This window comes from bacterium, from assembly GCA_021372515.1.
Lineage (GTDB): Bacteria > Gemmatimonadota > Glassbacteria > GWA2-58-10 > GWA2-58-10 > JAJFUG01.
In genome coordinates this window covers 1-23,455 of record JAJFUG010000010.1, presented here as the reverse complement: position 1 = coordinate 23,455, position 23,455 = coordinate 1, and the positions used below count along the sequence as shown (strand labels likewise).

The following is a 23,455-nucleotide window of genomic DNA, read 5'->3' as shown; positions in this document are numbered from 1 at the left end:
CGGCTCGCGCACGGGGTCGTCCGGCGCTCCGGAGGCTCAGTGCATCTTGGTCTTGTCGCCCGCGGCCGGGTCCTGGAAATCCACCGTGGCCTCGGGCTGGCGCAGGTCGGGGATCGGTCCGAACTGGGACTCGAAGCGCATTATGTTCTCGGCCAGGGCGCGGTGCAGGCTTTTCAGGTTCTGCGGAGTCATGATTATCCGGGCATGGATGCGGGCCTTGGGCACTCCGGGGGTCAGACGGGCGAAATCGAGGACGAACTCGCTCGGACTGTGCGTGATGAGGGCGAAATTGGCATAGACACCCTCGGCCTCGGTGGCCCGCAACTCAAGCTCTATGTTCTGGGGCTGGTTTTTCTGGCTCATGCCAGGCTCCTTGCGGGGTGAAATGACTGATAGGCTTGGGAAAGGGAAAAACATTCAACCGGAAGGAATGAAAATGGCTGCGGAGCCTGGGAATGTCAAGAGTCAGGCAGGGGTGGGCCGTCCGAACAGCCCTGATCGCGGATGACACGGCCAAAACGGATGACACGGTAAATAATTTACGACAGGACAGCACCGCGATCGCCTTCGCTTTACCGTGGCATCCAGGCCGTTATCCGCGCCATCCTTGATTCCGGACAAAAAAAGGCCTCCCATGGTGGCGGGAGGCCTTTTTGATCTCAATATTGCGGCGTGCCTATTGCAGGCGGAACCCGATGTCATCCCCGCCGACTGCCGAGGCGGCGTAGCAGCCGGTGTCGTTCACCGCGGTCTCCATCACGCCGTTGGGGCCGGCCGAGATGACCCAGACCGCCTGGCCCGTGACACCCAGAGCTTTGACGTTGGACATGTATTTGTGGCCCCAGGGATCCGCCTGGTCGGCGCTGATCAGGCCGCTGCGGAAACCGAACGAGTTCGGGTCCTCGATGTTGGCCGCACGGACGTACAGGCTGTCGCTGGTAGTAGCACGGCTTATACCCATGATCAGATGGTGGGCGAAATCCTCGCACGAACCCGTGGTCGTCACACCATTAGTCAATGACCCGCCGGACCACAGATTGTTGCCGCCAGTCTGGGGGAAAGTACCGATGCTGCTGGCCAGGAAGTCAACACTGTTGCCGGCGGTGTCCGCCTTGGCGGCGGCCGCCAGGCGCGGGAACTTGCCGGTGTCGGACTTGAAGCGCATGACCGCGCTGCCCAGAGCCTGCACATCGCTCTGGGTCCGGGCGATACGTCCCTGGGCGATGTTGTTCAGCACGCTGGGTGCGATAGCCGCCGAAAGGATGGCCACCAGGGCCACGGCGACAATGATTTCGATCAGGGTGAAACCTTTGTTGTTGCTCATTCATCCTCCTGAAACAGGTATACAATGTGTGAAGCGAAACAAAACCTTTCGATTCTCCCGGTTCTGAGTAGCCTAAAGGCAAGTCCCGTACCGGACCGTTCAACATCCTTGCCAAAAGAGCCGAACACTTTTAATATCCCCTTGTCCGCCATCGAACTGTTCTTTCCTTGCAGGCCCGGGAAAAAAGCCGAAAATCTCCAGACCCCTTCCACTTGCTGTGTTATTTAACACAATTTCCCTCTTTTTGCTGTGTGATATAACACACGCCGTTTTGCGAATGCGCCAAGCCTCTTTATTTGCCTGACGATACCGGTGAAAACAGTTGTTGCGTTCCTGCCGTGACAGTATTTTATGCCACAGCGCGCCGTATCAGCCCCCGGGGGAAAAGGATGCCTGCCCAAAAGCCGGTTGAAAGAGGTTCGACGTTGATTATCGGCCCGGTGGCCTGGGGCGGCGTCTGGGGCCACGGGCCCGAGCTGGCGCGTCACCTGGCCCTTTCCCGCCCGGTGGAATACCTCGATCCTCCCCGACCGCCCGGAGAATGCGCCCCCTCGTTCCAGCCCGGAGAAGCCTACCCCCTGCCAGCCGGTGTCCGCGTGACACGTCGCCGCAGCCGGTTCCGCCCGGGGCTGCTTTACGGCCTGGGCCTGGAGTGGGCCAACCTGTGCGCCGCGGTGCGCAGCCGGGCCGCGAGCCTGGTCACCTACTACGCCCTGGGCTCGGTGCTGGCCCTGGCCTGGTTCCGGCTGCGCGGACGGCGGAGCCTGTTTGTCTATGCCGATTTCCCCGACATCCTGCGCAGCGCCGCGGCCAGGTTCCTGTTCCGCGTGCTCGGCCTGCGCCTGAGCACGGCCCTGGCCACAGCCGGCAGCCTCGCCACCAGCCGCCTACTGTACGAGGACCTGGGGCGGCTCACCGGACGTCGGCATTTCGTGCCCAACGGGGTGCGGCTGGATGAAATCCCGGATATCCGAATGGGAAAAGAGCCCGGGGCTGAATTTACCGTGGGTTTTGTCGGGTTCTTCGGCCACTGGGTCCACCTGGAAAGCGTGGCCGCCGCGGCCCGGCTCTGCCCGCAGGTGCGTTTCGAGCTGGTGGGCGAGGGCCCGGCGCGCGCCAGGCTGCACGAGGAGGATATCCCGGAGAATATGGTCTTCCTCGGGCGGCTGCCCCACGACGAGGTATTCCACCGTATCGCTGGCTGGGACCTGGGCCTCGTCCCGTTCCGGGTCAACGCCCTGACCGACCGGGTCAGCCCGGTCAAGCTGTTCGAGTACTGGGCGCTGGGCTGCCCGGTGCTGGCCAGCCCCTGCCGCGAGCTGGCCCTTGCTGCCGAGTCCTCCCCCGCGGCCCTGGTCCTCTACCGTGACCCGGATTCCCTGGCCGCGGCGGTCCGCGCTTTCCGGGAGGACCCGGCGCGCCTGGCCGCAGCCTCGGCCGAGGCCCGCCAGGCGGTGAAACAGTATGACTGGAAAGAGCTGGGCCGGAAAATCCAGGCCCTTATCGATTGAAAGCGGGGCTGACGGCCCGCTTTTTGCTTCAGCGAGAGAAAACGGAAAAAACTGCAAGACTGATCTTTCAACTCCAGCGAATCTGAACGCAGAAAAGGAACCTCGAAGGATGCTGAATTTCGCTCTCATCGGCTGCGGACGGATCAGCCGCAAGCACGTAGGTGTGCTGGGCGAGTTGCCCGGCGCGCGCCTTACCGCAGTCTGCGACATTGTCCCCTCGCGCGCCGAGGCCGTGGCTGCCCCGCTTGGAATCCCCTGGTACACCGATTTCCACGAGATGCTGCACCGGGAAAAGATCGACGTGGTCAATATCCTCACCCCCAGCGGCCTGCACGGCGAGCATGCCCTGCAGGTGGTGTCCTACGGCGTGCATATCGTGGTGGAAAAACCGATGGCCCTGACCCTGACCGAGGCTGACCGCATGATCGAGGCTTGCGACCGGGCCGGGGTGAAACTGTTCGTGGTCAAGCAGAACCGCTGCAACCTGGCCGTGCAGCAACTGCGGCGCGCCCTGGAGGCCGGGCGGTTCGGCAAGCTGGTGCTGGGCACGGTGCGGGTGCGCTGGTGCCGCGACCAGAAGTATTACGACCAGGACGCCTGGCGCGGCACCTGGGCCATGGATGGAGGGGTGTTCACCAACCAGGCCAGTCACCATATCGACCTTCTGGAATGGTGCATGGGCGAGGTGGAAACCGTGTTCGCCCACACCACGACCCGCCTGGTGGACATCGAGACCGAGGACACCGGCGTGGCAGTGCTCAAGTTCGCCAACGGCGCCCTGGGCGTGATCGAGGCCACCACCGCCACCCGCCCGCGCGACCTGGAGGGCTCGATCTCGATCCTGGGCGAGCGCGGCTCGGTGGAGATAGCCGGGTTCGCGGTCAATGAGATGCGCACCTGGCGCTTCACGGATGAAAGCCCCGAGGATGAGCTGATCCGCACCCAGTACAACCAGAACCCGCCGGATGTCTACGGTTTCGGCCACCGCCTGTTCCTGCAGGGAGTGATCGAGACCATAAACACCAACACGCGCGCCCTGGTGGACGGCCTGGAGGGGAGGAAATCCCTGGAGCTGATCCATGCGATCTACGAATCGGTGGAGACCGGCCAGGAGGTGGCGCTCAAGTTCCGGCCCCGCAAATGCCGCCTCGGGCGCAACCACTCCGTGACGGGCTGAGAGGCTCCGCTGATTCGAAATACTCTATTGATGTAGGGGCGCACCCGCGTGTGCGCCCGGGCGGACACATGGGCCCGCCCCTACGACAGGCAGGATACCCCGTACCATTCCTTTCCGCCAAAAGGATATGTCGGCACAAGACAATTCAAGGGTGACGGTCCGATGCGGCTGCTGGTCATACCGAACGACCCGCTCTACAGATACGCGGCCAAGGGCGTGCTCAAGGAGCGCTACTTCAACCCCTGCGACATGTTCGACGAGGTGCACGTGCTGAGCCTGGCCGAGCGGGACGAGGCGGCCGAGGCGGCCCAGGTCCTGGCGGGCCGGGCAAGCGTGCACCTTCACGCGGTGGGTCGTCCCGGCCTGCGCTCCTGGCCCGCGGTGCGGCGTCGCGCGCTCGAACTGGCGCGCCGGATCGCTCCGGACCTGGTGCGCGGCTACAACCCCCTGCTCATGGGCTACCTGACAGTGCTCTGCGCCCGGGCCGCCGGTGCGGTCAGCGTGGTCTCGGTGCACGCGGATTATTCGCTGGCGCGCAACGTAAGGATATTCGGCCCGCGTTTCCTGTTCAGCCCGCGCGGGCTCTACCAGTGCGCTCAGCACGTGCTGGGCTACAGCCGGACCACCCTCACCGGCGCGGACCACGTGATCTGCGCCTACCGTTTTCCGACGCGCTGGGTGGGCCGCTGGCGGAGCGAGGGCGTCTCGGTGATCTACAACCGGGTGGACCTCGAACGTTTCCGTCCCGCGGAAAACCGGCCCGCAGACAGTTCCCTCCTGCGCGTGCTGAACGTGGGGCGACAGCTCGAGGGCAAGGACCCCGAGCCAATCCTCCGGGCCGTGGCGCAGGACAGGCGCCTCGAGCTGACCCTGGTGGGGGATGGCCCGCGCCACGCGCATCTTATGGCCCTGGCGGCCGGCCTGGGCGCCTCGGACAGGATAGTATTCAGACCGAGCGTGATGCACAGCGACCTGCCGGAGGTCTACCGCAGCCATGACATTTTCGCCATGTCGATAACACACCCGGGGGTGTGTATCCCGGTGCTGGAGGCCGCGGCCAGCGGCCTGCCGGTGGTGATAAACCGTCCGCTCTGGGAGCCTGAGCCCGAGGTGGTGGGCGCTCTGGCCGAGGTGGTGGACAATTCGGCCGCGGGCTACGCCGCCGCGTTCAGCCGCCTGATCGATGACAGCGGTTACCGCCGGAGCCGCGGCGCGGCCCTGCGCGAGCTGTCCCAAAGCTACAGCGGCGCGGCCATGGAACAGGCCGAGTGCGAGCTGTATAACCGTCTGCTGGCCGAACGCGCGGCCCGCACAGCCTGAGACAGGCATATCACAAGGACAGGCCATGCCCCCAAGCCTCAGACAGCGTGCCGCTTTCCTCTGGGCCGAGCGATCCCTGCTGGCCGACCTGGGCGCTGTCCGGGACAGCCTGTCACGCAGGCTGGGCCGCCCGGTGCGCCTGGAACGCTATATCCGCGGCCGCGGCTGGGGAATAAAATATATAGTAGCCGGGAAAATACCGGAGTGTCCCGCGGCCCTGGTCAAGATCGCCAGCCGGGTGATCGAGCGGCGGCTGCAACGGGTACAGGCGGAGAATTACCTCCCGCCCGTGGAGCGTTACAGGCAGGAGGCCTCGGTGATCGTCACCCTGGCCCGCGAGGGACTGGGGCCGGAGCTGATCGAGTCCGGACCCGGCTGGTTCGCGCGGGGCTTTCTGCCCGGCCGCTGCCTGACCGAGCTGCCGCCCGAGGAGCTGGCCGAATACCTGCCCGCTGTGCTGGACGCGGCGGACCGGGCGGTGGCGGCGGGAGTTTTCCACACTGACATGAACGCGGACAACGTGATCGTGGGCCCGCTGGACAGGCGCGTGGGGTTCATCGACAGCGAGTGGCCGCAGACCGGGCCGCTGGCCGGGCTGGACAGCATCGCGGTGCGGCGCTACTGCTACCGTCGGTTGCTGTTCACCCTGGGGCGGGACTATGCCGCCGCCGCGGAGCCGGCTTTTCGCGAGCGAATCCTCGCTGCGGTTCTGGCCCATTCCGGCGGTTCCGCCGGGCCGCTCTCCCGTGAGGAGGCCGCGGTCCTGCTGACCGGACAGGGGTTCACCGCCTGGAGGCTGGAATGAAACTGAAACTCAGGCTGAGGCTTTTCAGCGGCGGCGGCAGCCCGGAAAAGGACAGCGGGACAATTCTCCTGGACAGCCGCTCGCTGCCCGCCGCGCTGGGCCAGGCCGATCCGCAATCCGACACCGACCGCCCCGGCGGCGCGCTGCGCTCCCACCTGGCCGCCCTGCCCACCGGCTGGGTCCGCGACTTCCTCAGGTCGGTATGACAATCCAGACCGCACATCTCTGCCTGCGCTCACCCTACGAGCCGCTTTTCAGCGACCGCTACCTGATATGGCTGGCCGGGACCCTGGCCGCCTCCGGGTCACGGGTGGTCGCCCATACGGCCCCGCTTGCGCCCGGGCCGCAGGAAATCCTGCTGACCAATTTCAGCCGGGCGCCGCAGGCCGCGGGCGGCGCGGTCCTTCAGGCGACCAGCCCCACGGACCGCACGATGCACCTGATGCGCCCCATAGGGAAGCTCTGGGCGGCAAGCGGCCTGTCCGGCTCGCAGTTCTCCGAAAGCGCGCCGGTCAAGGCATTGCTTGGTTTGCTCCGTAAGCCGTTCACCGCGCACAGCGACCTCAGCCGAGGGAGGATCGAGGCAACGGAGGAGTCGGCGGAGATTCCGGCAGGACGGCGCCTGATGTTCCGGGTGAATGTAGATTGGGACAGCCGCGGCCTCGACCTTCTGGACCGCTGGTGCGGCCGTTTCGGCCTGCGGCCCACCCTGGCCGTGGCAGGAAGCGAGATCGCCGGGAACGAGGCCCGGGTGCGCGAGGTGGTGGCGCGACACGGGATCGAGATCGCCGGGCACACCTGGTCGCACCGGGTGGTGCTGCCAGCTCTGGGCACGCGCCGCGTGCGCGAGGAGATAACGCGCAACAAAGCTTATCTCGAAGACTTTTTCGGAAATCCGGTTCATGGGTTCGCCGCGCCCTACATGAAATACGACCGCCGCACGTTCGAGTGCCTGGCCGAGAGCGGCCATCGCTGGTTTATCCGGTCCTGGAGCGTGCACCCGCTGCCCCTGCCGGGGTTCGACCTTCTTGACCTGGGCGTGAGCTGCTATTTCCCGCTGGGCTGGGAAAACGCCCTGGCCGGACGGTTGGCGCTGAGCGACCTGGTGCTCCAGCTTCACCTTCCCGACCTGGTGCGCCTGGAGGCGGGCCTGGAAAGCGTGCTGGCCGATCTGTCCGCGCGCGGGGTGCGTTTCGCGAGCTGCGGGGAATATTACGACGAGGTCAAAGCCGGGGGGCGGGTCTGATGGGCGACATGCGGAAGGGCCAACCCCAGGCTGAAATGCGGGAGTTGAAAAAGGAGCGTTACCGCGACCGCGAGTTCGTGGCAAGTTACGACAGCCGTTACTCAGGCGGGCTGAACGCTCTGAACACCCGGGTGGAGACAGCCTGGGTCGGGCGACTGGCCACGGGCCTGACCCTGGACTGCGGGGCCGGCACAGGGCGGTTCAGTCATCCGCTGGCCGCGCGCGGGATGACTGTAATCGCCCTGGACAGCTCGCGGCAGATGCTATCCCAGCTCCGGGCCAAAGCCCCCCTGCCGGCCCTGGCCGGGGATATCTACCACCTGCCCCTGCGGGAGGGCGCGTTCGACAGTCTGGTCTGCCTGCACCTGCTGTTCCACCTGCCGGACTGGCCCGCGGCCCTGGAATCCGTGTCCCGGGCGCTGCGCCCGGGGGGACGGCTGCTGTTCGAGATGCGCTCCGGAGAGCACACCGCCCTGGCTTCTCGGTTGCTGAAACTCCTGGGCCGCACGCCACGCAAGGCGGACAGCGGCCGGTCCGGGGCCACTGTCCACGCCACGCAGGCGCAGGTCCGCTCCGCCCTGGCCGCCTGCGGCCTGCGCCTGGAGGCCACACTCAACTATGACCTGGGCCACGCCCACTACCTGTCTGCCCTTTCCGGCGCTCTGGACACTCTATTCGGTAAGTTCACCGCCCTCCGTCACGGCCTGGCCGCCCTGGAACTTACAGCCGGCAAAATTCTTCCCGCAGCTTTCACCTACCGCACCCTCTACTGCGCGGTGAGGCAATGAGCGCTGAGGCAAAAAGCGCCCCGCTCACCGTGGCCCGCGGCGCGGCGCTGATCCTGGCCGGGCTGGCCGCGGCCCGCATTCTGAACTGGGCCTACCGCATAGTTCTGGCCCGCGCGGGCGGTATGGGTGAGTTCGGCGTGCTGTTCCTGGCGGTGAGCACGATCGCCGTGGCGGGGACTGTCGCCAGCCTGGGCCTGGAGTACGGCGTCGCCCGGTTCGCGCCGCTCTACCTGGGCGGCGGCGACCGGGCCAGCCTGCGCGCCTGCCTGCGGTTCTCCCTGTTGCTGGCCCTGGCCTCAGGCGCGGCGGCCGCGGGGGTGCTCTATCTGACAGCGGTCCCCCTGGCCGGGGCGATGTCCGGGAGCGACAACCTGGCCGCGGCGCTGCGGGTTAGCGCGCTCTGCCTGCCGTTCTATGTGACCGGCCGGGTGCTGGTCAAGACAGTGGTGGCGTTCCAGAAAATCGAGTACCGGGTGGGCGTGTACCAGGTGTTCAACCCGCTGGTCAAGCTGCTGCTTACCCTGGTGCTGCTAAGCTTCGGGCTGGGCGCGGTGGGTGCGCTCGAAGCCTACCTGGCCGCGGAGGTGCTCAGTTCCGCCACGCTCTGGCTTATCCTGGAAAAAAAGATATTCCCTGTCATGACTGCTGAAAACCCGCGCGGAGCGGCCTCGGCGTTTTCGCCTCGCGCTCTCATGGCCTACAGCCTGCCGCTGTTTCTGGCCGGGTTCCTGGACGTGGTGATGAGCTACACGGACGCTTTCATGACCGGGCATTTCATGGACGAGAACGCGGTGGGACTCTACGGGGCCGCGGCCACCCTGGCCTCGGTGGTCGCTCTGGGCACCGAGCTGGTGAACCCGATGTTCCTCTCGATCGTGACCCGACAGTGGGCCGCGGGCGAGCACGAGGCGGTCCGGGACACGGTCATCAACAACAACCGCTGGTTCCTCTACCTCACCCTGCCGCTGCTGGCCGGGAGCATGTTCCTGGCGCGCCCGCTGATGGCCCTTCTCTGGGGGCAGGCTTTCGCGGCCGGGGCCCTGGCCCTGGCCATCCTGGTCGTGGGCCGGTTCATGTACTGCATCGAGAACACCAGCCTCCTGCTTCTTTCCATGCACGGGGCGGGCGGCTATATCCTGGGCGTGAACCTGGCCGTGGCCGGGCTCAATGTGGCGCTCAACTGGTGGCTTATCCCGCTGTTCGGGATCGAGGGCGCGGCCGCTGCCACCTGCCTGTCCCTAACCCTGCACGCCGGCCTGATGCTGATCGGGGCCCGGCTGAAACACCGCGGCCAGGGGATGCGGGTCGTGTTCTGGCGGGTGGCCGCCGCGGCGGCGCTGCCTGTGGGGCTGCTCCATTATCTGCCGGATTATCTTGGGAGTGGCTGGTTCGGGGTGCTGGCGAGCGGATTGGTGTATCTGGCGGTTTACGCTCTGCTGCTCAATCTGTTCCGCGTTTTCTCACCCGAGGACCGTCAGGTCTGGCGGGCCCTGGCCGGACGGCTCCGCGGCAACGGGGCGGCGGAACGCGGCCGATAGCTTTCGTCCCGGGTCAGGGTTCCAGTATCCCGGCGATCCTTTCCCCGGCCTGCCCATCCCCCAGCGGGTTGACCCAGTTGCGCGCCGCGCCCAGCATCCTGCCAGCCGCAGCCACGATCCCCTCGGCGTCCACCCCGGCAACACAGTTCGCCCCGGCCGCGACAGTCTCGGGCCTCTCGGTGCTGATCCGCGCGGTCACGCAGGGTATCCTTAAAATACAGGCCTCCTCCTGCACCCCCCCCGAATCGGTTATCACCAGCGCGGCAGAGCGCAGCAGGCCGATAAACCTGAGGTAATCCACCGCTCCCAGGGTTTTGAAGCCCGCGGGCAGGCTCAGACCGAACCTTTTCAGGCAAGCCGTCGTGCGTGGATGCACCGGAAACACCACCTCCAGGCCGTGCGCGCGGGCCGTGGCCTCAATACCGCTGAGGATCGAGAGCAGGGTCTCCGGGTGGTCCACGTTCTCGGGGCGGTGCAGGGTTATAAGGATATAGCTTCCGGCCGGATACTCCAGCGCCTGGTCCCCACGCCGGGCGGCGATCCGGCCTGCCTGCTCGACAGCGTCCACCACGGTGTTGCCGGTCACATGGACCCGTGTCGCCTCGAAACCCTCGGCCAGGAGAATACCACGCGCGGCCTCGGTGGGGGCGAACAGCAGGTCGGAAAGGTGGTCGGTCAGGACACGGTTGTGCTCCTCGGGCATGCGGCGGTCACGGCTGCGCAGACCGGCCTCCACGTGCGCCAGGCGCAGACCAAGGCGCTGTGCGATCAGCGCCGCGGCCAGCACGGAGTTGGTGTCCCCCTGCACCACCACGGTCTCCGCTTTCAGGACGGGCAGGGCTTTTTCGATCCCGGTCAGCATGCGACCCAGCTGCTCGCCGTGGCTGCCCGAGCCGACCCCCAGGTTGACCTGGGCCGCGGGCAGCTCCAACTGCTCGAAAAACACGGCGTCCATCTCGGGCGAGTAGTGCTGGTTGGTGTGGAGAATGGCGAAAGGCAGGCTGCGGCGTTCGAAAGCGCGAATCACAGGGGAGAGTTTGATTATTTCCGGCCGGGTCCCGAGGACGAAAACAGTTTTCACGGCCTCTGTCTCCCCTGTAAGATTCTTTCAGGCAAAGGTTTATTTCGCTGTGGAATATGAATCAAGCGGATTGTACGGCGGGAATACACTTAGGCACAGCCTGGAGACTCCCCCGATCAGCGGCCTCCGGACGATCTCGGCGGGCCGTCCGGTTCGCCCGATTCATCGTCGGGCGCAAAACCGCCCCCCTGGCCGCCGAACAGGTCCTCGATGATCTCCTGTTCGCTTGCGGCTTTATGAGCGGTCGGCTCAGCCTCGGCACGGCTCTCGGCCTTTTCTTCCTTTTTCTGCTCGCCGACTTTTTTCTTCTGCTGCTCGGCTTCCTCACGACCACTGATATTCAGCTGGTGCACCTGCTCGGTCAACGTGGCGCACTTATTGAACGATTTCACCTTGCCCGCGCTCAGGAATATCTCGATCTTGACCTGGCCCATGTGGTCGCAGGTGAAATCGGGATCGGTGCTGTTGTTGCAGTAAATGGTCCGCGGCAGCGAATTGCCGCCCGCATGCGGATAGGCCACCGCGCAGTTGAACGGGCAGAAATCGATGATCTCTTTCAGCTTCTCCTCGTAACCCTCGACCAGCAGCTCGTCCATCGAGAACACGCGCACCAGGCCCATCACCATGTCCCAGGCCGGGCCCTTGCCCTTGTACAGGCGGATCAGCCCGAGCAGGACATTGACCAGGCCCGTGCGCCGCGCGAAACGCTCGCCCAGCTTGCGGATCTGCTCGGGCGTGAAATTGTAGCGCACCTTGTGCGTCATGGGTGCGATCATCTCATCCACCAGCTCGGCAAAATACAGCAGGAGCGTGGTCTTGTGCCGTGCGTCCTCAAAATTGGGGCGGTGGTGGTTGCTGATGATATGAAGAATCTCGGCGCGGGTGTAGGGCAGGAGCGTGACCTTGTGCTCACCGAACAACTCGACGCTTTTTTTCTGGTGCTCGTTGATGAACCCCTCGAGCTCGGCCGGCAGCATGTCATCCAGCTTTTTCAGGTCCGGGAACAACGCGGTGCGGATTATCCCCATATCGTGGAGGATCGCCGCCATGCCCACGTTGACCAGCGAGATGATCGACCAGCGAAGCTGCAGCCCCAGGGCGATTGAGAGCAGGGTCACCCGGATGCTGTGGTTCAGGAGCTGCTGCTCGACAGAGTTGGCCTCAATGTTGCTGATCTTGAAATCGTAGATGTGGCGGATCAGGTCCGGATTGGAGATAAGCTTCTCCATCACCCGCATGACCTTGACCCGCAGATCGTCGTCCTTCAGAAAATTGGGGTATTCCTTACCGGACTCGATCGCCTCGGCGATGTTCAGGAGGTCTTTTTCGAGGATAGACTTGACCTGGTTGAGCGCCCGCTCATCCCCCTTGACACTCACCTTGTAGCTTTCCGGGGCGAGCTGGGCGGCGAAACGCTGTATCGACTCTATCACCTTCTCGCTCAGCCGACCGTCTTTCAGCTCCTTGCGGGTAATAAGAAAACTACCCGCCTTGAGACGGACATCACTCTCAAGCTCGAGCTCAGGAACAAGGTCGTTTACATGCATCAACATGGGAGCAGGCTCATCCGGTTGGGCGGAACGCAGCACCTTCCAGCCCCGACTGAAAACGTTAATACTGCAAACTATGGAATGACGTGGAGAAAACACCCCACCATAACAAACATAAACAATTTTGCTCAAAATCAGACGGTTTGTCAAGCTAAACAAGTCCGCTGTTGTAAGCGCTCAACGTTTACTGAATCTCATTTTCAAAGTATCGAATCCGCCAAGCCGCTCAAAGATACCGCATTACAAATTTGCGTCAGTTTTTTCATTTATTTTGTCAATATTCGTCGCTGTCGGCCTGGCAGCGGCTGAAACAATATTCGCAACCTTCCGGCCGCGATCTTTATCCAATCCGGCTCCTCGAAGCCGGGGAAAAATACAAAAATTGAAATGAATGTGACAACTTTGTCCATAATACATTAATACCCGGGTGAAAATCATTTTTCAATTTTTCCAGCCCCGAGCAGACGGCCCAGCTCCCAGTCCAGACTCAGTCGCACCAGCCCGGCCGTGCGGTGCTCGAACATCAGGAACCCCTGGCTCAAGCCGTGCTCGAACAGCCGCGCGGTCAGGCGCACGTCATCCGAGCAGTACCGGATGATTTTTTCCAGTTGCCCCTCCTTGAACCAGCGGATCGCGTCCAGGCCATCCGCGCTCTTGGGCGTGCCCAGGGTGGCGAGGCCCAGATCCCCCAGACTGATCCGGTAGCCCAGACGGGCGTAAATGTCGGCCAGGATGTCGAACGTGGGCCAGGAGGCGGTGTTTACCGGCCCGTAAGCGCTCAGGACCTGGTAGTCGAAATCGATCACGTTGAACCCCACCACCAGGTCCGCCGAGGAGAGGGTGGCGATCAGCTCGCCGGTCCCGTCCTCGGTGAAAGTGAGCAGCTCGCCGGTGGCCATGTCCTGGAGCACGGCGGTGGAGATGCGCATCAGACGCTTGTTGCGCCAGCCGCCCACCTCCTCGGCCGAGCGCTGGGTCTCCAGGTCGAAGACGTAGATTTTCTTGTCCGGGGGGAACAGCATACCCGGGGATGCGGCTGGAGCAGGCTTTTCCGGAGCGGGTTTCTCCTCCACCGCCGTCTCCTCGGGCACCTCGGGCAGGGGCTTGCGCGCCAGCAGGATATCCAGGGCCAGCAGGGCCGAGGGCTTGTCAAGGGGCTTGTTGCTGTTGCCGCACTTGGGCGAGTGCACGCAGGAGGGGCAGCCGTTGTCGCAGGGGCATTCGGCGATCAGGCGGCTGGTGGCCTCGAGCAGGGGCTCCAGGTGCTGGTAGCCGCCCAGGGCGATCCCCACTCCGCCCGGGTAGCCGTCATAGATGAATATCGCCGGGCCGCCCACCTGCGGGTGGTGGGTGAAACAGATCCCCCCGATGTCGTTGCGGTCGGAGAGCACGAACAGCGGGAACATCGAGATCGCGGCATGCTCAATGGCGTGCAGCCCGCCCATGAAATGCCCCTCAGCCTGGGCTATGGCGTACTCCAGGCCTGGAGGGACCTCGATCCAGAGGCCGAAAGTTTCGAAAATCTGGGGCGGCAGCTCCAGCGGGTGGGCGCTCAGAAGCTCCTGCTGGCGCAGGCTGCGTTTCTGGTAGCCGGTGATCCGCTCGGTCACCTTGAGACGGCCGTAGCGCAGGATGAAATTCCCGGCCGGGCGGCTCTTGAGCACCTCCAGGATTTCGGTCTCTTTTTCCCGCAGCACCTGGGTGTAATAGGGGTCGCGCGAGGGAGCCACCCGGATGATTTTTTTCTCCAGGTCCAGGTCCTGGACCACGTACTGACGGGCCCGGTGCAGGTAGATCGCCCCGGGGTGGCACTCGACCAGGGCGCGCCCGGCCCCGACAGTCCCGATCACCGCGGCCTTGCCCTCCACGCTGGAATCCACGATGGAATAGCACTCGCCGGTCATGCGCAGGTTGACCGTGGCCTGGGGCCGCAGGCGCGCCGCAACCAGACGGCCCTGCATGTCCTCGAGCAGCCGCGACTGTGCTTTCAGGCTGCGTATCAGCCCGGCTGACACCGGATTTTTCGCCAGCGGTTCCTCCGGGCGGATCGGCAGCTCGGCCGCGGCGCACTCGATATGCCCGGCCAGGACGAACTCGTTGTCCGGGTCGACCAGGGCGCGCTCGCAACTGCGGCGGAAGAAGTCCTCCGGGTGGTGCATGAAATACTGGTCCAGGGCATCCTGCTGGGCGATCAGCACGATCAGGCTGTCGCGGCCGCTGCGGCCCACCCGTCCCCCGCGCTGCCAGGTGGAGGCCACTGTGCCGGGGTAGCCGGACAGGATACAGGCATCCAGCCCGCCGATATCGATGCCCATCTCCAGGGCGCTGGTCGAGATCACGGCGTCCAGACGGTCGCTGGCCAGGGCCTGCTCGATCTCGCGGCGCTCGGCCGGGAGGTAGCCCGAGCGGTAGCTACTCACCCGTCCCTCCAGCCCGCCCCCAGAGCGCAGCACCCAGGCGTGGATCAGCTCGGTGGCCTTGCGGCTCTTGGTGAACACGATGGTCTTGAGGCCCGCCTCCACGAACTCGTGCAGGAACCGTCCCGCCAGGGTGGATGGCTTGAGCGCGGTGGGGTTGACGAACAGGAAATGCCGGCCCGCGCTGGGCGCACCGCTTCGGTCCACCACCTCGAACGGCAGGCCGAAAAGCTGCCCGGCGAACTCCTGCGGGTTGGCGATCGTGGCGCTGGAGCAGATAAACTGCGGGTCGGAGCCGTAGTGGTTGCAGATACGGCGCAGACGGCGCAGCACCCCGGAGAAATGCGCCCCGAAAATGCCCCGGTAGGTGTGCAGCTCATCCACCACCACGTAGCGCAGGTCCTTGAGGAACCCGGCCCATTTCTCGTGGAAAGCCAGAAGGCCCAGGTGCAGCATGTCGGGGTTGGAGAGGATCACGTTGGGCGGATCGGCCATGATTTTCTTGCGCCGGTGGGCGCTCGTGTCGCCGTCATAGACCTCGGCCCGGACAATGTCCTCCAGCCCGGCGAGCTGGGCCAGTTGCAGTATTTTGCGGCGCTGGTCCTGCTCCAGGGCCTTGAGCGGATAGAGGTAGATCGCCCGGGTTTCTGGCCGCGCCAGGCAGGCCTCCAACACCGGGAGGTTGTAGATAAGAGTTTTGCCGCTGGCCGTGGGGGTGGAGACCAGGACGTTTTTACCGGCGCGCACCGCGGCCAGAGCCGCCACCTGATGCGAATAGAGCGCCGGGATGCCCAGGCGGCGCAGGGCCGCGTTCAGCTCCGGCGGCAGTGGCGGGTCGGGCTGGGCGTACACGGGGTCGGCCTCGGGCAGATGCTCGTGGTGCGCCACGCTGTCGCGGTAGCGGCCGTCGGTCTTGAGAGACTCGACCATCGCCCCGACCGCCGACAGGCTCCAGGCCGAGGCGAGTTTCAGGTGACGGTTGGCTGTGTCCACTCCGGGCCTCGCTCTTTCTCCAGGTATTCAGTCATGCTCCCCACCTACCACTCCCAGTCAGTCTCAAGACAACAATAATCCAACCTTGCCAGTGAGGCAACCACCCTTTAACCGGCGTTGACATAAAAATAAGTTAAACGTATTTTATAATTATTTCGTTGCACCAAACACCCACCGGTCCGGTTTAACCGATGCCTGACAAACAAGTCAAAAAAAATGCACTGTTGGGACTAATCCCGCTCCTCGCAGTTGCGTTGACCCTGCCGCGGGCGTTGCTGAATTACGGCTTGGATGCCGATTCATTCCGTGTAGCCGCGGCGGCTGAACACCTCTGGCGGAGCGGTGAATACATCCCCTCGCGCTTGCCGGGAAACCCGCTGTTTGAATTCATGCTGGCCTTGATTGTGCCCTGGGGCGGTCATTTGGCGGCCAATCTCACAGTGCTGGGTTTCGGCTTGCTGGCGTTGTTTTTCTTCCACGGCCTGGCCTGCGGGCGTCCGAATGCGGCTATCCTGACCCTGACTTTCTGTTTCACGCCTGTTTTCCTGCTCAACTGCGCCACGTGTATGGATTATGTTCCAGCCCTGGCCCTGCTGCTGGGTTCCGCCTGGCTGGCACTCTCGGGCAGACTGACCTCAGCGGCCCTGATGCTCGGGCTGTCGGCCGGGTTCCGGCTGACAGGCATTCTGGGCGGCCTGCCGTTATGGCTCTGGCTGGCCGGTCAGCGCAGATACCGTGAGGCTTTGACCAGCACGGCGCTGGCGACTTCGGTGGGACTGGCTTTCTACCTGCCGGGGATCGACCGCTATGGCCTGGGGATGTTCAAAGTTCCGGCCACTGCGGTCAACGCCGCGGACCTGTTGAGCCAAGCCGGCTACCGCGCCTGGATGTGCCTGGGTCTGCCGGCCTGGCTCGGTCTTGGTTGGCTGCTCGTAAAAAGTCGAGGCCGGGACGGCATGGTGCGCTCCGTGTCCCGGGAAAGCACCGGGCGCCTGGAGCGTATGTATGAATCGATCCTGCCGCCTGTGTATTTCCTCCTGTTCCTGCTGCACCCGGATGAGATATCCTATCTTCTGCCTGCGGTTACGTTTCTTATTCTCTGGATCGGGAAACATATCCCGAGGCGCGAGACGTTTGTACTCGGGCTTTTACTGTTCTCGCACGGCCTGCTTTGCCTCAATCCGCTGGGCGGTGAAAGCGGAAAGCGCAGCCTGAGATTGCACCTTGCTCCCGGTCTGATAGTAAACGACTGGCTGGAGCGCCGCGAGCTGAACCACCTGCGCCTCGGGCTGGACAAGCTGAGCCTTCCGCAGCACTCGGTCCTGATCACCGGCATGGGAGATATACTGACTTTCCACAACCCGCTTCTGGAACCGCCTGAGGCGGGGTTCTCCACTCTCATAGACCCGGCAGGAATCTGGGAGCCGGGCCAGACCCGACTGCTGCGAGGTCGGGACATCCATCTGGTGCATACGCTTTCGTCCGGGAACGTACAGCGCTTGCAGGCGGCCGGGTATCACCTGTTCATGTTCTCGTCTTTCGCTCCCTCGACCACTCTGCGACGCTATGGGTTCGATCCCTGGCAAGCCGGTATCGGCCGGGTCGAGGCGTTCGGGCCGGAAGCTTTCTATCGCTGAGCGCCGCTGACCGCAACTGTCCCGCGTCGCCTGGATACACCAAAGTCGCTCGATTTCGGGAGTTCCGTGTCAAGTTAGAAATTAAGTCTTGTCCGCTTAGACCTTCCGGTATTAACTTTATTCATTCAATTTGAATTCGCCGTTTTAACGCACCCGAAATCCCAGCCCCGGACAGAGGACAATGGCAGAGATATTTCCTTTTCGCGGCATCTCTTTCGACCCGGCCAAGGCCGGCCCCTACGAAAGCCTGGCCACCCAGCCCTACGACAAGATCAGCCCGGAGATGAAAAAGCGCTACCTGGCCTCCAGCCCGAACAATATCGTGCAGGTGATCCTTCCCGCCGAGCCGGGCGGCGCCGATGACAGCGTGTACGAGCGCGCCGCGGCCACGTTCGAGAAATGGCTGGCCGAGGGCATCCTGAAACGCCAGAGCACGCCGGGGTTCTACCCCTACCACCAGAGCTACCGGGTGCCGGGCAGCGGCGAGACCCTCACGCGCAAGGGCTTTATCGGACTGGGCCAGCTCTATGATTTCGCGGAGAAAGTCATCCGCCCGCACGAGCACACCCACAGCGGCCCCAAGGTGGACCGTCTCAAGCTGACCCGCGCAACTGGCAGCCAGTTCGGCCAGCTGTTCATGCTCTACCCCGACCCGGAGCAGAAAATCAACGCCCTGCTCGACAGCCGGATCGCCGGACGCGAGCCGCTGATACGGGTGCAGGACGAGTACGGCGTGACCCACACGGTCTGGAAAGTGGATGAACCGGAGGCCGTGGCACAGGTCAAGGCCCTGATGCGGGACAAGAGCCTGTACATCGCGGACGGCCACCACCGCTACGAGACCGCCCTCAACTGGTGGCGCGAGAAAGCCGCCCAGGGCGTGGCCGCGGTGGGTGACGAGGCGATCAGCCACGCCATGATGAGCTTTGTCTGCCTGGAGGACCCCGGACTGAGCGTGCTGCCCACCCACCGGGTGGTGTTCGGCCTGGCGGGTTTCGACCCGGCGGTGCTGCTAAAGGCTCTGAGTGCGGATTTCGCCTGCTCAGCCGCCGGAGCGGCGAGCCCGGAGAACCTGGCCGCCCAGCTAAAAAATATCGCCGCGCAGGAGCACGCATTTGTCCTGGCCGCCCGCGGCCTGGACAGTCTCTATATCCTGCGCCTCAAAGGCAGAGTGGACCTCGGCTCCCGTATCCCCGGCCCCGGCAGCCCGGACTTGAAGGGCCTGGATGTGACAATCCTGCACAAGCTGATTATCGAGCCGCGGCTGGGCATCGATGAGAAATCTCTGGAGCGCGCCGACCATATCACCTATGTGCGCGAGCCGGAGGAGGCGTTGGGTCTGGTCACCGGACCCGCCGCCACGCACCAGGCGGTGTTCTTCCTCAACCCGACCCGGGTGTCCCAGGTGGTGGCCGTGGCCGACCACGGCGAGTGCATGCCCCAGAAATCGACCGATTTCTACCCCAAGATGCTGACCGGGCTGGTGATCAACAAGGTCAACCTTTAAGCCGCCTCGCACGGAGGGTGAAATGAGCAAACTGAGGATACTCGTAGCCGACCCGCTGTCCGAGGAAGGACTGTCAGTTCTGCGCCGGATCGAGGGCGCCGAGATCGAGATCAAGACCGGGCTGGATGAGGCCGCCCTGGCCGAGGCCGTGGCCGGGGTGAGCGCCCTGGTGATCCGCAGCGGGGTGAAGGTGACCCGCCGGGTGATCGAGTCCGCCGACTGCCTCAAGGTGATCGGCCGGGCCGGCGTGGGCGTGGACAACGTGGACCTGGATGCCGCCACCGAGCGCGGGATTGTGGTGATGAACACTCCCAGCGGCAACACCGTGGCCGCGGCCGAGCACACCTGGGGCTTGCTTCTGGCCCTGGCGCGCAAGATCCCCGCGGCCGCCGCCTCGTTCAAGGCCGGCAAGTGGGAGCGCGGCAAGTTCGTGGGCAACGAGTTGTGCGGCAAGACACTGGGAGTGGTGGGCCTGGGACGGATCGGCAGCGAGGTGGCGCGCTACGCCCAGGCGTTCCGCATGCGTGTGCTGGCTTATGACCCGTTCATCTCGGAGTCGCGCGCCGCCGAGCAGGAGATCACCCTGGCGCCCCTGGAGGAGCTGTTCGAGAAAGCGGATGTGGTGAGCCTGCACCTTCCGGTGACCGAGGAGACCAGGAAACTGGTGGGAGTGAAGCTTCTCGGCAAGATGAAAAAGAGCGCCCTGCTGGTCAACTGCGCCCGGGGGGCGCTGGTGGACGAGGCCGCGCTGCTGGCCGCCCTGAACGAGGGGCGACTCGCCGGTGCGGCCCTGGATGTGTTCAGCAAGGAGCCGCCGGAGTCGCTCGACCTGGTGCTGCATGAAAAGGTGGTTGCCACCCCGCACCTGGGGGCCTCGACCCGTGAGGCCCAGATCAACGTGGGCGTGCAGATCGCCGAGCAGATCGAGGCTGTCCTGAGCCGCAATGTCTACGACAACGCGGTCAACCTGCCGATCACCGATTTCGCCCTGGTCGAAAAATTCGGCCCCTGGGTGGAGCTGACCGGCCGGATCGGTGTTTTCATGGCCAAGTTCATGACAGGCGGAGTGCGCCAGGTGAGTATAAGCTGCGCCGGGGGCTGCACTGAGGCGTTGCAGCCGCTCAAACTCACCCTGCTCAAGGGCCTTCTGACCCCAGTCACCGCCGGCGGGAATGTCAACTTTGTCAACGCCGGTTTCCTGGCCCGTCAGCGCGGGATCACCGTGGAAAGCTCCAGCACCGACCGGGCCGACTACACCAGCCAGGTCGCCTGCAGCGTGGTCACGGACAGCGAGAGCCTCACCGTGGTGGGCACCGTGTTCGGCGGCGAGCTGCAGCGGATCGTGAGGATCAACGAGTTCCACATGGATGTCAACCCCCGCGGCCACCTTCTGGTGATAAAGAACGCGGATGTCCCCGGCGTGATCGGCCAGGTGGGTGGAGTGCTGGGCGCGGCCGGGCTGAATATCGCCGAGTACCGCCTGGGCCGCGATGACCAGCGCCGCAACACCCTGTCGCTGATAAGCGTGGATTCGGTCATCCCGGAAAGTGTTATGGAAAACATCCGGGCCATCCCGGCGATCCAGTTCGCCCGCGTGGTGGAGGTCTAAAGTTGGCCCCCGGAGCGTTCATACCGCTGGGCGAGCTGACCGCCTACCTGGACGAGTTGCTGGAGATCGGCCGCTGGGAGGCTGCGGATGCCTCCCTGAACGGCCTTCAGGTGGAGGGCGCCCCGCGCGTGGGCGCCCTGGCTTGTGCCGTGGATGCCTCCCGGCAGACCATCGACCTGTGCCTGCAGTCCGGCGCGAACCTTCTGATCGTACACCATGGGCTGTTCTGGGGCAAGCCGCTGGCGATCACGGGTTCGCACCGCGCCCGGGTCAAGGCCCTTCTGGATGCGGGAATCTCTCTCTACACGGCCCACCTACCCCTGGATTTCCACCCCACGCTGGGGCACAACGCGGTCCTGGCCCGCCAGCTCGAGCTGACCGCCGAGGGTCCGCTGGCTACAGAGAAAGGTCTCCCGGTGGGCCTGGTGGCCGCTTCTGAACAACCCACTGAGCGGGAAGCCTTTGTCCGCCGCCTGGACAACCTTCTGGACACCAGCAGCCAGCTCCTGCCGTTTGGTCCGGGAACTGTGCAGCACGTCGGGATCTGCTCCGGTGGCGGGGCCAAACTGCTCACCGAGCCCCTCTCCCGCCGCATCGACACTTTTGTCACCGGCGAGGCCAGCCACACGGTCTACCATTTTGCCCGCGAGTGGGGCGTGAATGTACTGTTCGCCGGGCACTACGCCACCGAGACCCCGGGCCTGCGGGCCCTGGCCGGGCACCTGTCGGCACGTTTCGGACTGGGCGCGACTTTCCTGGACGCACCTACAGGGCTTTGAAGCCCGATCTGAAGCCCTGGAACGGGTTTTGGGATTTCTGCTTGACAGCCCCGCCTCTTTCCGATAGATTACCCGACTGGTCATTGATTGCCCAGTGAACACAACTCGAAACAGAATGAGATTTTGCGGGGGTGTCGAGTGCCGTCGACTTTAGTGATCGGTTCCCAATGGGGAGATGAGGGCAAGGGCAAGATAGTCGATTATCTTGCCAAACAGGCCGACATCGTGGCGCGCTTTCAGGGCGGGGCGAACGCCGGTCATACTGTGGTGGTTGGCGGAAAGCAGTTCATTCTGCACCAGATACCCTCGGGTATCATCTATCCCGACCCGGTCTGCGTGATCGGCAACGGGGTGGTGATCGACCCGGACAATTTCACCGAGGAGCAGTCCGCCCTGCATCAGGCCGGGATCGGCACCCGCGGGCGAATCAAGATCAGCGGCAAGGCGCACCTTCTGCTGACCTACCACAAAGTGCTGGACCAGGAACGCGAAAAAGCCCGCGGCAAGGGCAAGATCGGCACCACCGGCCGCGGGATCGGTCCGGCCTACGAGGACAAGATCGCGCGCTCGGGCGTGCGGGTGATGGATTTCAACCACCCGGACAAGCTGCGCGCCAAGGTGATCGAGAACGCCCAGTCCAAAAACCAGCTCCTGCAGGCCCTGGGAAGCGAGGCGCGGGTGGACGGCGCTCAGATCGCAGATCAACTTCTGGCCCACCGCGAGGCTTTCCTGGAGATGGAGACGGATGTCTCTCTGTTTCTGCACCAGGCGCACCAGGCGGGCAAGCGTCTGCTGCTGGAGGGCGCCCAGGGTTGCCTTCTGGATGTGGACCACGGCACCTATCCGTTCGTCACCTCCAGCAACACCAGCACCGGCGGAGCGCTGGCCGGCCTGGGGATCGGCCCGGGGCTGATCACCTCGGTGGTGGGTGTGGTCAAGGCCTACACCACGCGCGTTGGCAACGGTCCCATGCCCACCGAGCTGCTGGACAGTCAGGGCGAATGCCTGCGCGAGCTGGGCCACGAGTACGGCGCCACCACCGGGCGGCCGCGCCGCTGCGGCTGGTTCGACGCCGTGGTGACGCGCTACAGCCAGCGGATCAACGGTTTGACCGAGCTGGCAGTGACCAAGCTGGATGTGCTGGACACGCTGGAGGAGCTGAAAATCTGTAACTCCTACCGCTGGCGGGACAAGGTGCTCACCGAGTTCCCCTGCGACCCGGATGTGCTCGATGAGTGCGAGCCGGTGTACGAGAGCCTGCCGGGCTGGAAAGCAGTCACCAGCGGGATCACCAGCTACTCTGCCCTGCCAGTGGCTGCCCGCGGATACCTGGAGCGGATCAGCCGGATCATGGGCTGCCGCATCGCCCTGGTCAGCGTGGGCGTGGAGCGTGACCAGATCATCAATTGTGGTCGGAACTGAAAACGATATAATATCACCCGCAAGGGTGAATCCAAGACAGCAGTGAGCCGTTAGCTCAGTTGGTAGAGCAGCTGCCTTTTAAGCAGCGGGTCGTGGGTTCGATCCCCGCACGGCTCACCATATTTTTCGAGGGTTTGCCATTGAACTGGCAGACCCTTTTTCTTTTGCCTGGATGCACCCGAAAAACAGAAATGCCGTCGATAGGCGGCCGTGTTCAAGAAAATAGAAACTAGTCTTAAATGGCCGAGGCCATAACATTGTCGTGGAACCGCAGAAACTCAACCATGAACCCAGGGGTCTTTCCTTTCAGAACCCACCGAACTCCACCACCCGAGTAACACCCTTAGGCAAGGCCTGCAGCAGGGGCTTCGGCTGCTCTGGCATTGGTACAGGCCAGGACTAAACTTCTTCTTCGTTTTATTGAGCCTACTAAAGATATTTGAGTTTAAAATCGCAGAGCAAATAATGATCGTATTCTCGTGTATCCGGTTGTAGATATCTATAGCATGCAGCCGCTTTGCCTGGGCAGCTCTGGCCAGTATCTGATCCCGGATCAAATTAGTACAAATCAAAAACCTCCGTCGCGAGATAGTCCAGATCGGAGTGCAGCTACTTGTACAAGGTCTGACAGCCCTCCAAGCCGACCCGCACCGGCCGGCATTAAGTGCTAACTTGTTTTGAATTCCGTATGATTTTATTTTGGATCTCGAAAAGCTGTCCCGCCTGGAGTAGATTGGGACAGGCTTCAAAA

18 protein-coding genes and 1 tRNA gene are annotated in these 23,455 nt (G+C 64.0%); 14 read left to right on the top strand and 5 right to left on the bottom strand.

Annotation, left to right across the window (positions count from 1 at the left end):
• Positions 1-36: 36 nt before the first annotated feature.
• Entirely contained in the window at positions 37-363 is a 327-nt protein-coding gene (locus LLH00_00790) for a DUF3467 domain-containing protein (protein ID MCE5269803.1), read from the bottom strand.
• Positions 364-676: 313 nt separating this feature from the next.
• Positions 677-1,324: a prepilin-type N-terminal cleavage/methylation domain-containing protein gene (locus LLH00_00785; GenBank protein ID MCE5269802.1), complete on the bottom strand. Its 648-nt coding sequence runs from the start codon at positions 1,322-1,324 to the stop codon at positions 677-679.
• Between the two features lie 425 nt (positions 1,325-1,749).
• Between LLH00_00785 and LLH00_00780 the strand changes: the two genes are divergently transcribed.
• From LLH00_00780 to LLH00_00745, 8 genes are all read left to right on the top strand, one after another.
• Complete coding sequence (locus LLH00_00780) at positions 1,750-2,835, top strand: glycosyltransferase (GenBank protein ID MCE5269801.1); 1,086 nt, start codon at positions 1,750-1,752, stop codon at positions 2,833-2,835.
• A 109-nt stretch (positions 2,836-2,944) separates the two neighbouring features.
• Complete coding sequence (locus LLH00_00775; protein ID MCE5269800.1) at positions 2,945-4,012, top strand: Gfo/Idh/MocA family oxidoreductase; 1,068 nt, start codon at positions 2,945-2,947, stop codon at positions 4,010-4,012.
• A gap of 162 nt (positions 4,013-4,174) precedes the next feature.
• On the top strand, positions 4,175-5,332 hold the full coding sequence (locus tag LLH00_00770; GenBank protein MCE5269799.1) for a glycosyltransferase family 4 protein: 1,158 nt from the start codon (positions 4,175-4,177) through the stop codon (positions 5,330-5,332).
• 25 nt (positions 5,333-5,357) lie between these two features.
• Entirely contained in the window at positions 5,358-6,137 is a 780-nt protein-coding gene (locus LLH00_00765; protein MCE5269798.1) for a hypothetical protein, read from the top strand.
• Positions 6,134-6,343, top strand: coding sequence for a hypothetical protein (locus LLH00_00760; GenBank protein MCE5269797.1), 210 nt, complete (start codon positions 6,134-6,136; stop codon positions 6,341-6,343). The genes LLH00_00765 and LLH00_00760 overlap by 4 nt, the downstream gene beginning before the upstream one ends.
• Positions 6,340-7,383 (top strand): polysaccharide deacetylase family protein, encoded by a 1,044-nt coding sequence (locus LLH00_00755; protein MCE5269796.1) that lies wholly within the window; start codon positions 6,340-6,342, stop codon positions 7,381-7,383. The genes LLH00_00760 and LLH00_00755 overlap by 4 nt, the downstream gene beginning before the upstream one ends.
• Positions 7,383-8,171, top strand: coding sequence for a class I SAM-dependent methyltransferase (locus LLH00_00750; protein MCE5269795.1), 789 nt, complete (start codon positions 7,383-7,385; stop codon positions 8,169-8,171). Before LLH00_00755 ends, LLH00_00750 begins: the two co-directional genes overlap by 1 nt.
• Positions 8,168-9,709, top strand: coding sequence for an oligosaccharide flippase family protein (locus LLH00_00745; protein ID MCE5269794.1), 1,542 nt, complete (start codon positions 8,168-8,170; stop codon positions 9,707-9,709). Before LLH00_00750 ends, LLH00_00745 begins: the two co-directional genes overlap by 4 nt.
• 13 nt (positions 9,710-9,722) lie before the next feature.
• Here LLH00_00745 and wecB read toward each other — a convergent pair whose 3' ends face one another.
• The 3 genes from wecB to LLH00_00730 form a co-directional block, all read right to left on the bottom strand.
• A complete protein-coding gene (wecB, locus tag LLH00_00740) occupies positions 9,723-10,790 on the bottom strand; it encodes a UDP-N-acetylglucosamine 2-epimerase (non-hydrolyzing) (protein ID MCE5269793.1) in 1,068 nt (355 codons plus the stop codon).
• Positions 10,791-10,906: 116 nt separating this feature from the next.
• Positions 10,907-12,343 (bottom strand): HD domain-containing protein, encoded by a 1,437-nt coding sequence (locus tag LLH00_00735; GenBank protein ID MCE5269792.1) that lies wholly within the window; start codon positions 12,341-12,343, stop codon positions 10,907-10,909.
• A gap of 431 nt (positions 12,344-12,774) precedes the next feature.
• Positions 12,775-15,750 (bottom strand): DEAD/DEAH box helicase, encoded by a 2,976-nt coding sequence (locus LLH00_00730; GenBank protein MCE5269791.1) that lies wholly within the window; start codon positions 15,748-15,750, stop codon positions 12,775-12,777.
• Positions 15,751-16,172: 422 nt separating this feature from the next.
• Here LLH00_00730 and LLH00_00725 point away from each other — a divergent pair, with 422 nt between their 5' ends.
• The 6 genes from LLH00_00725 to LLH00_00700 all read left to right on the top strand — a co-directional run bounded on the left by LLH00_00725 (position 16,173) and on the right by LLH00_00700 (position 22,824).
• Entirely contained in the window at positions 16,173-17,387 is a 1,215-nt protein-coding gene (locus tag LLH00_00725) for a hypothetical protein (GenBank protein MCE5269790.1), read from the top strand.
• A 181-nt stretch (positions 17,388-17,568) separates the two neighbouring features.
• Positions 17,569-18,894, top strand: coding sequence for a DUF1015 domain-containing protein (locus LLH00_00720; protein MCE5269789.1), 1,326 nt, complete (start codon positions 17,569-17,571; stop codon positions 18,892-18,894).
• Between the two features lie 22 nt (positions 18,895-18,916).
• Entirely contained in the window at positions 18,917-20,503 is a 1,587-nt protein-coding gene (gene serA, locus LLH00_00715) for a phosphoglycerate dehydrogenase (GenBank protein MCE5269788.1), read from the top strand.
• A gap of 2 nt (positions 20,504-20,505) precedes the next feature.
• A complete protein-coding gene (locus LLH00_00710) occupies positions 20,506-21,282 on the top strand; it encodes a Nif3-like dinuclear metal center hexameric protein (protein ID MCE5269787.1) in 777 nt (258 codons plus the stop codon).
• A gap of 138 nt (positions 21,283-21,420) precedes the next feature.
• Positions 21,421-22,704: an adenylosuccinate synthase gene (locus LLH00_00705; GenBank protein ID MCE5269786.1), complete on the top strand. Its 1,284-nt coding sequence runs from the start codon at positions 21,421-21,423 to the stop codon at positions 22,702-22,704.
• A 44-nt stretch (positions 22,705-22,748) separates the two neighbouring features.
• Positions 22,749-22,824, top strand: a tRNA-Lys gene (locus LLH00_00700).
• Positions 22,825-23,455 lie beyond the last annotated feature (631 nt).

Bases quoted from the DNA above. Each gene is read 5' to 3' on its own strand.
- LLH00_00765 (MCE5269798.1), top strand. From the start codon at position 5,358: ATGCCCCCAAGCCTCAGACAGCGTGCCGCTTTCCTCTGGGCCGAGCGA.
- LLH00_00720 (MCE5269789.1), top strand. From the start codon at position 17,569: ATGGCAGAGATATTTCCTTTTCGCGGCATCTCTTTCGACCCGGCCAAG.
- LLH00_00735 (MCE5269792.1), bottom strand. From the start codon at position 12,343: ATGTTGATGCATGTAAACGACCTTGTTCCTGAGCTCGAGCTTGAGAGT.
- LLH00_00745 (MCE5269794.1), top strand. From the start codon at position 8,168: ATGAGCGCTGAGGCAAAAAGCGCCCCGCTCACCGTGGCCCGCGGCGCG.
- LLH00_00790 (MCE5269803.1), bottom strand. From the start codon at position 363: ATGAGCCAGAAAAACCAGCCCCAGAACATAGAGCTTGAGTTGCGGGCC.
- serA (MCE5269788.1), top strand. From the start codon at position 18,917: ATGAGCAAACTGAGGATACTCGTAGCCGACCCGCTGTCCGAGGAAGGA.
- LLH00_00775 (MCE5269800.1), top strand. From the start codon at position 2,945: ATGCTGAATTTCGCTCTCATCGGCTGCGGACGGATCAGCCGCAAGCAC.
- LLH00_00755 (MCE5269796.1), top strand. From the start codon at position 6,340: ATGACAATCCAGACCGCACATCTCTGCCTGCGCTCACCCTACGAGCCG.
- LLH00_00750 (MCE5269795.1), top strand. From the start codon at position 7,383: ATGGGCGACATGCGGAAGGGCCAACCCCAGGCTGAAATGCGGGAGTTG.
- LLH00_00770 (MCE5269799.1), top strand. From the start codon at position 4,175: ATGCGGCTGCTGGTCATACCGAACGACCCGCTCTACAGATACGCGGCC.
- LLH00_00760 (MCE5269797.1), top strand. From the start codon at position 6,134: ATGAAACTGAAACTCAGGCTGAGGCTTTTCAGCGGCGGCGGCAGCCCG.
- LLH00_00785 (MCE5269802.1), bottom strand. From the start codon at position 1,324: ATGAGCAACAACAAAGGTTTCACCCTGATCGAAATCATTGTCGCCGTG.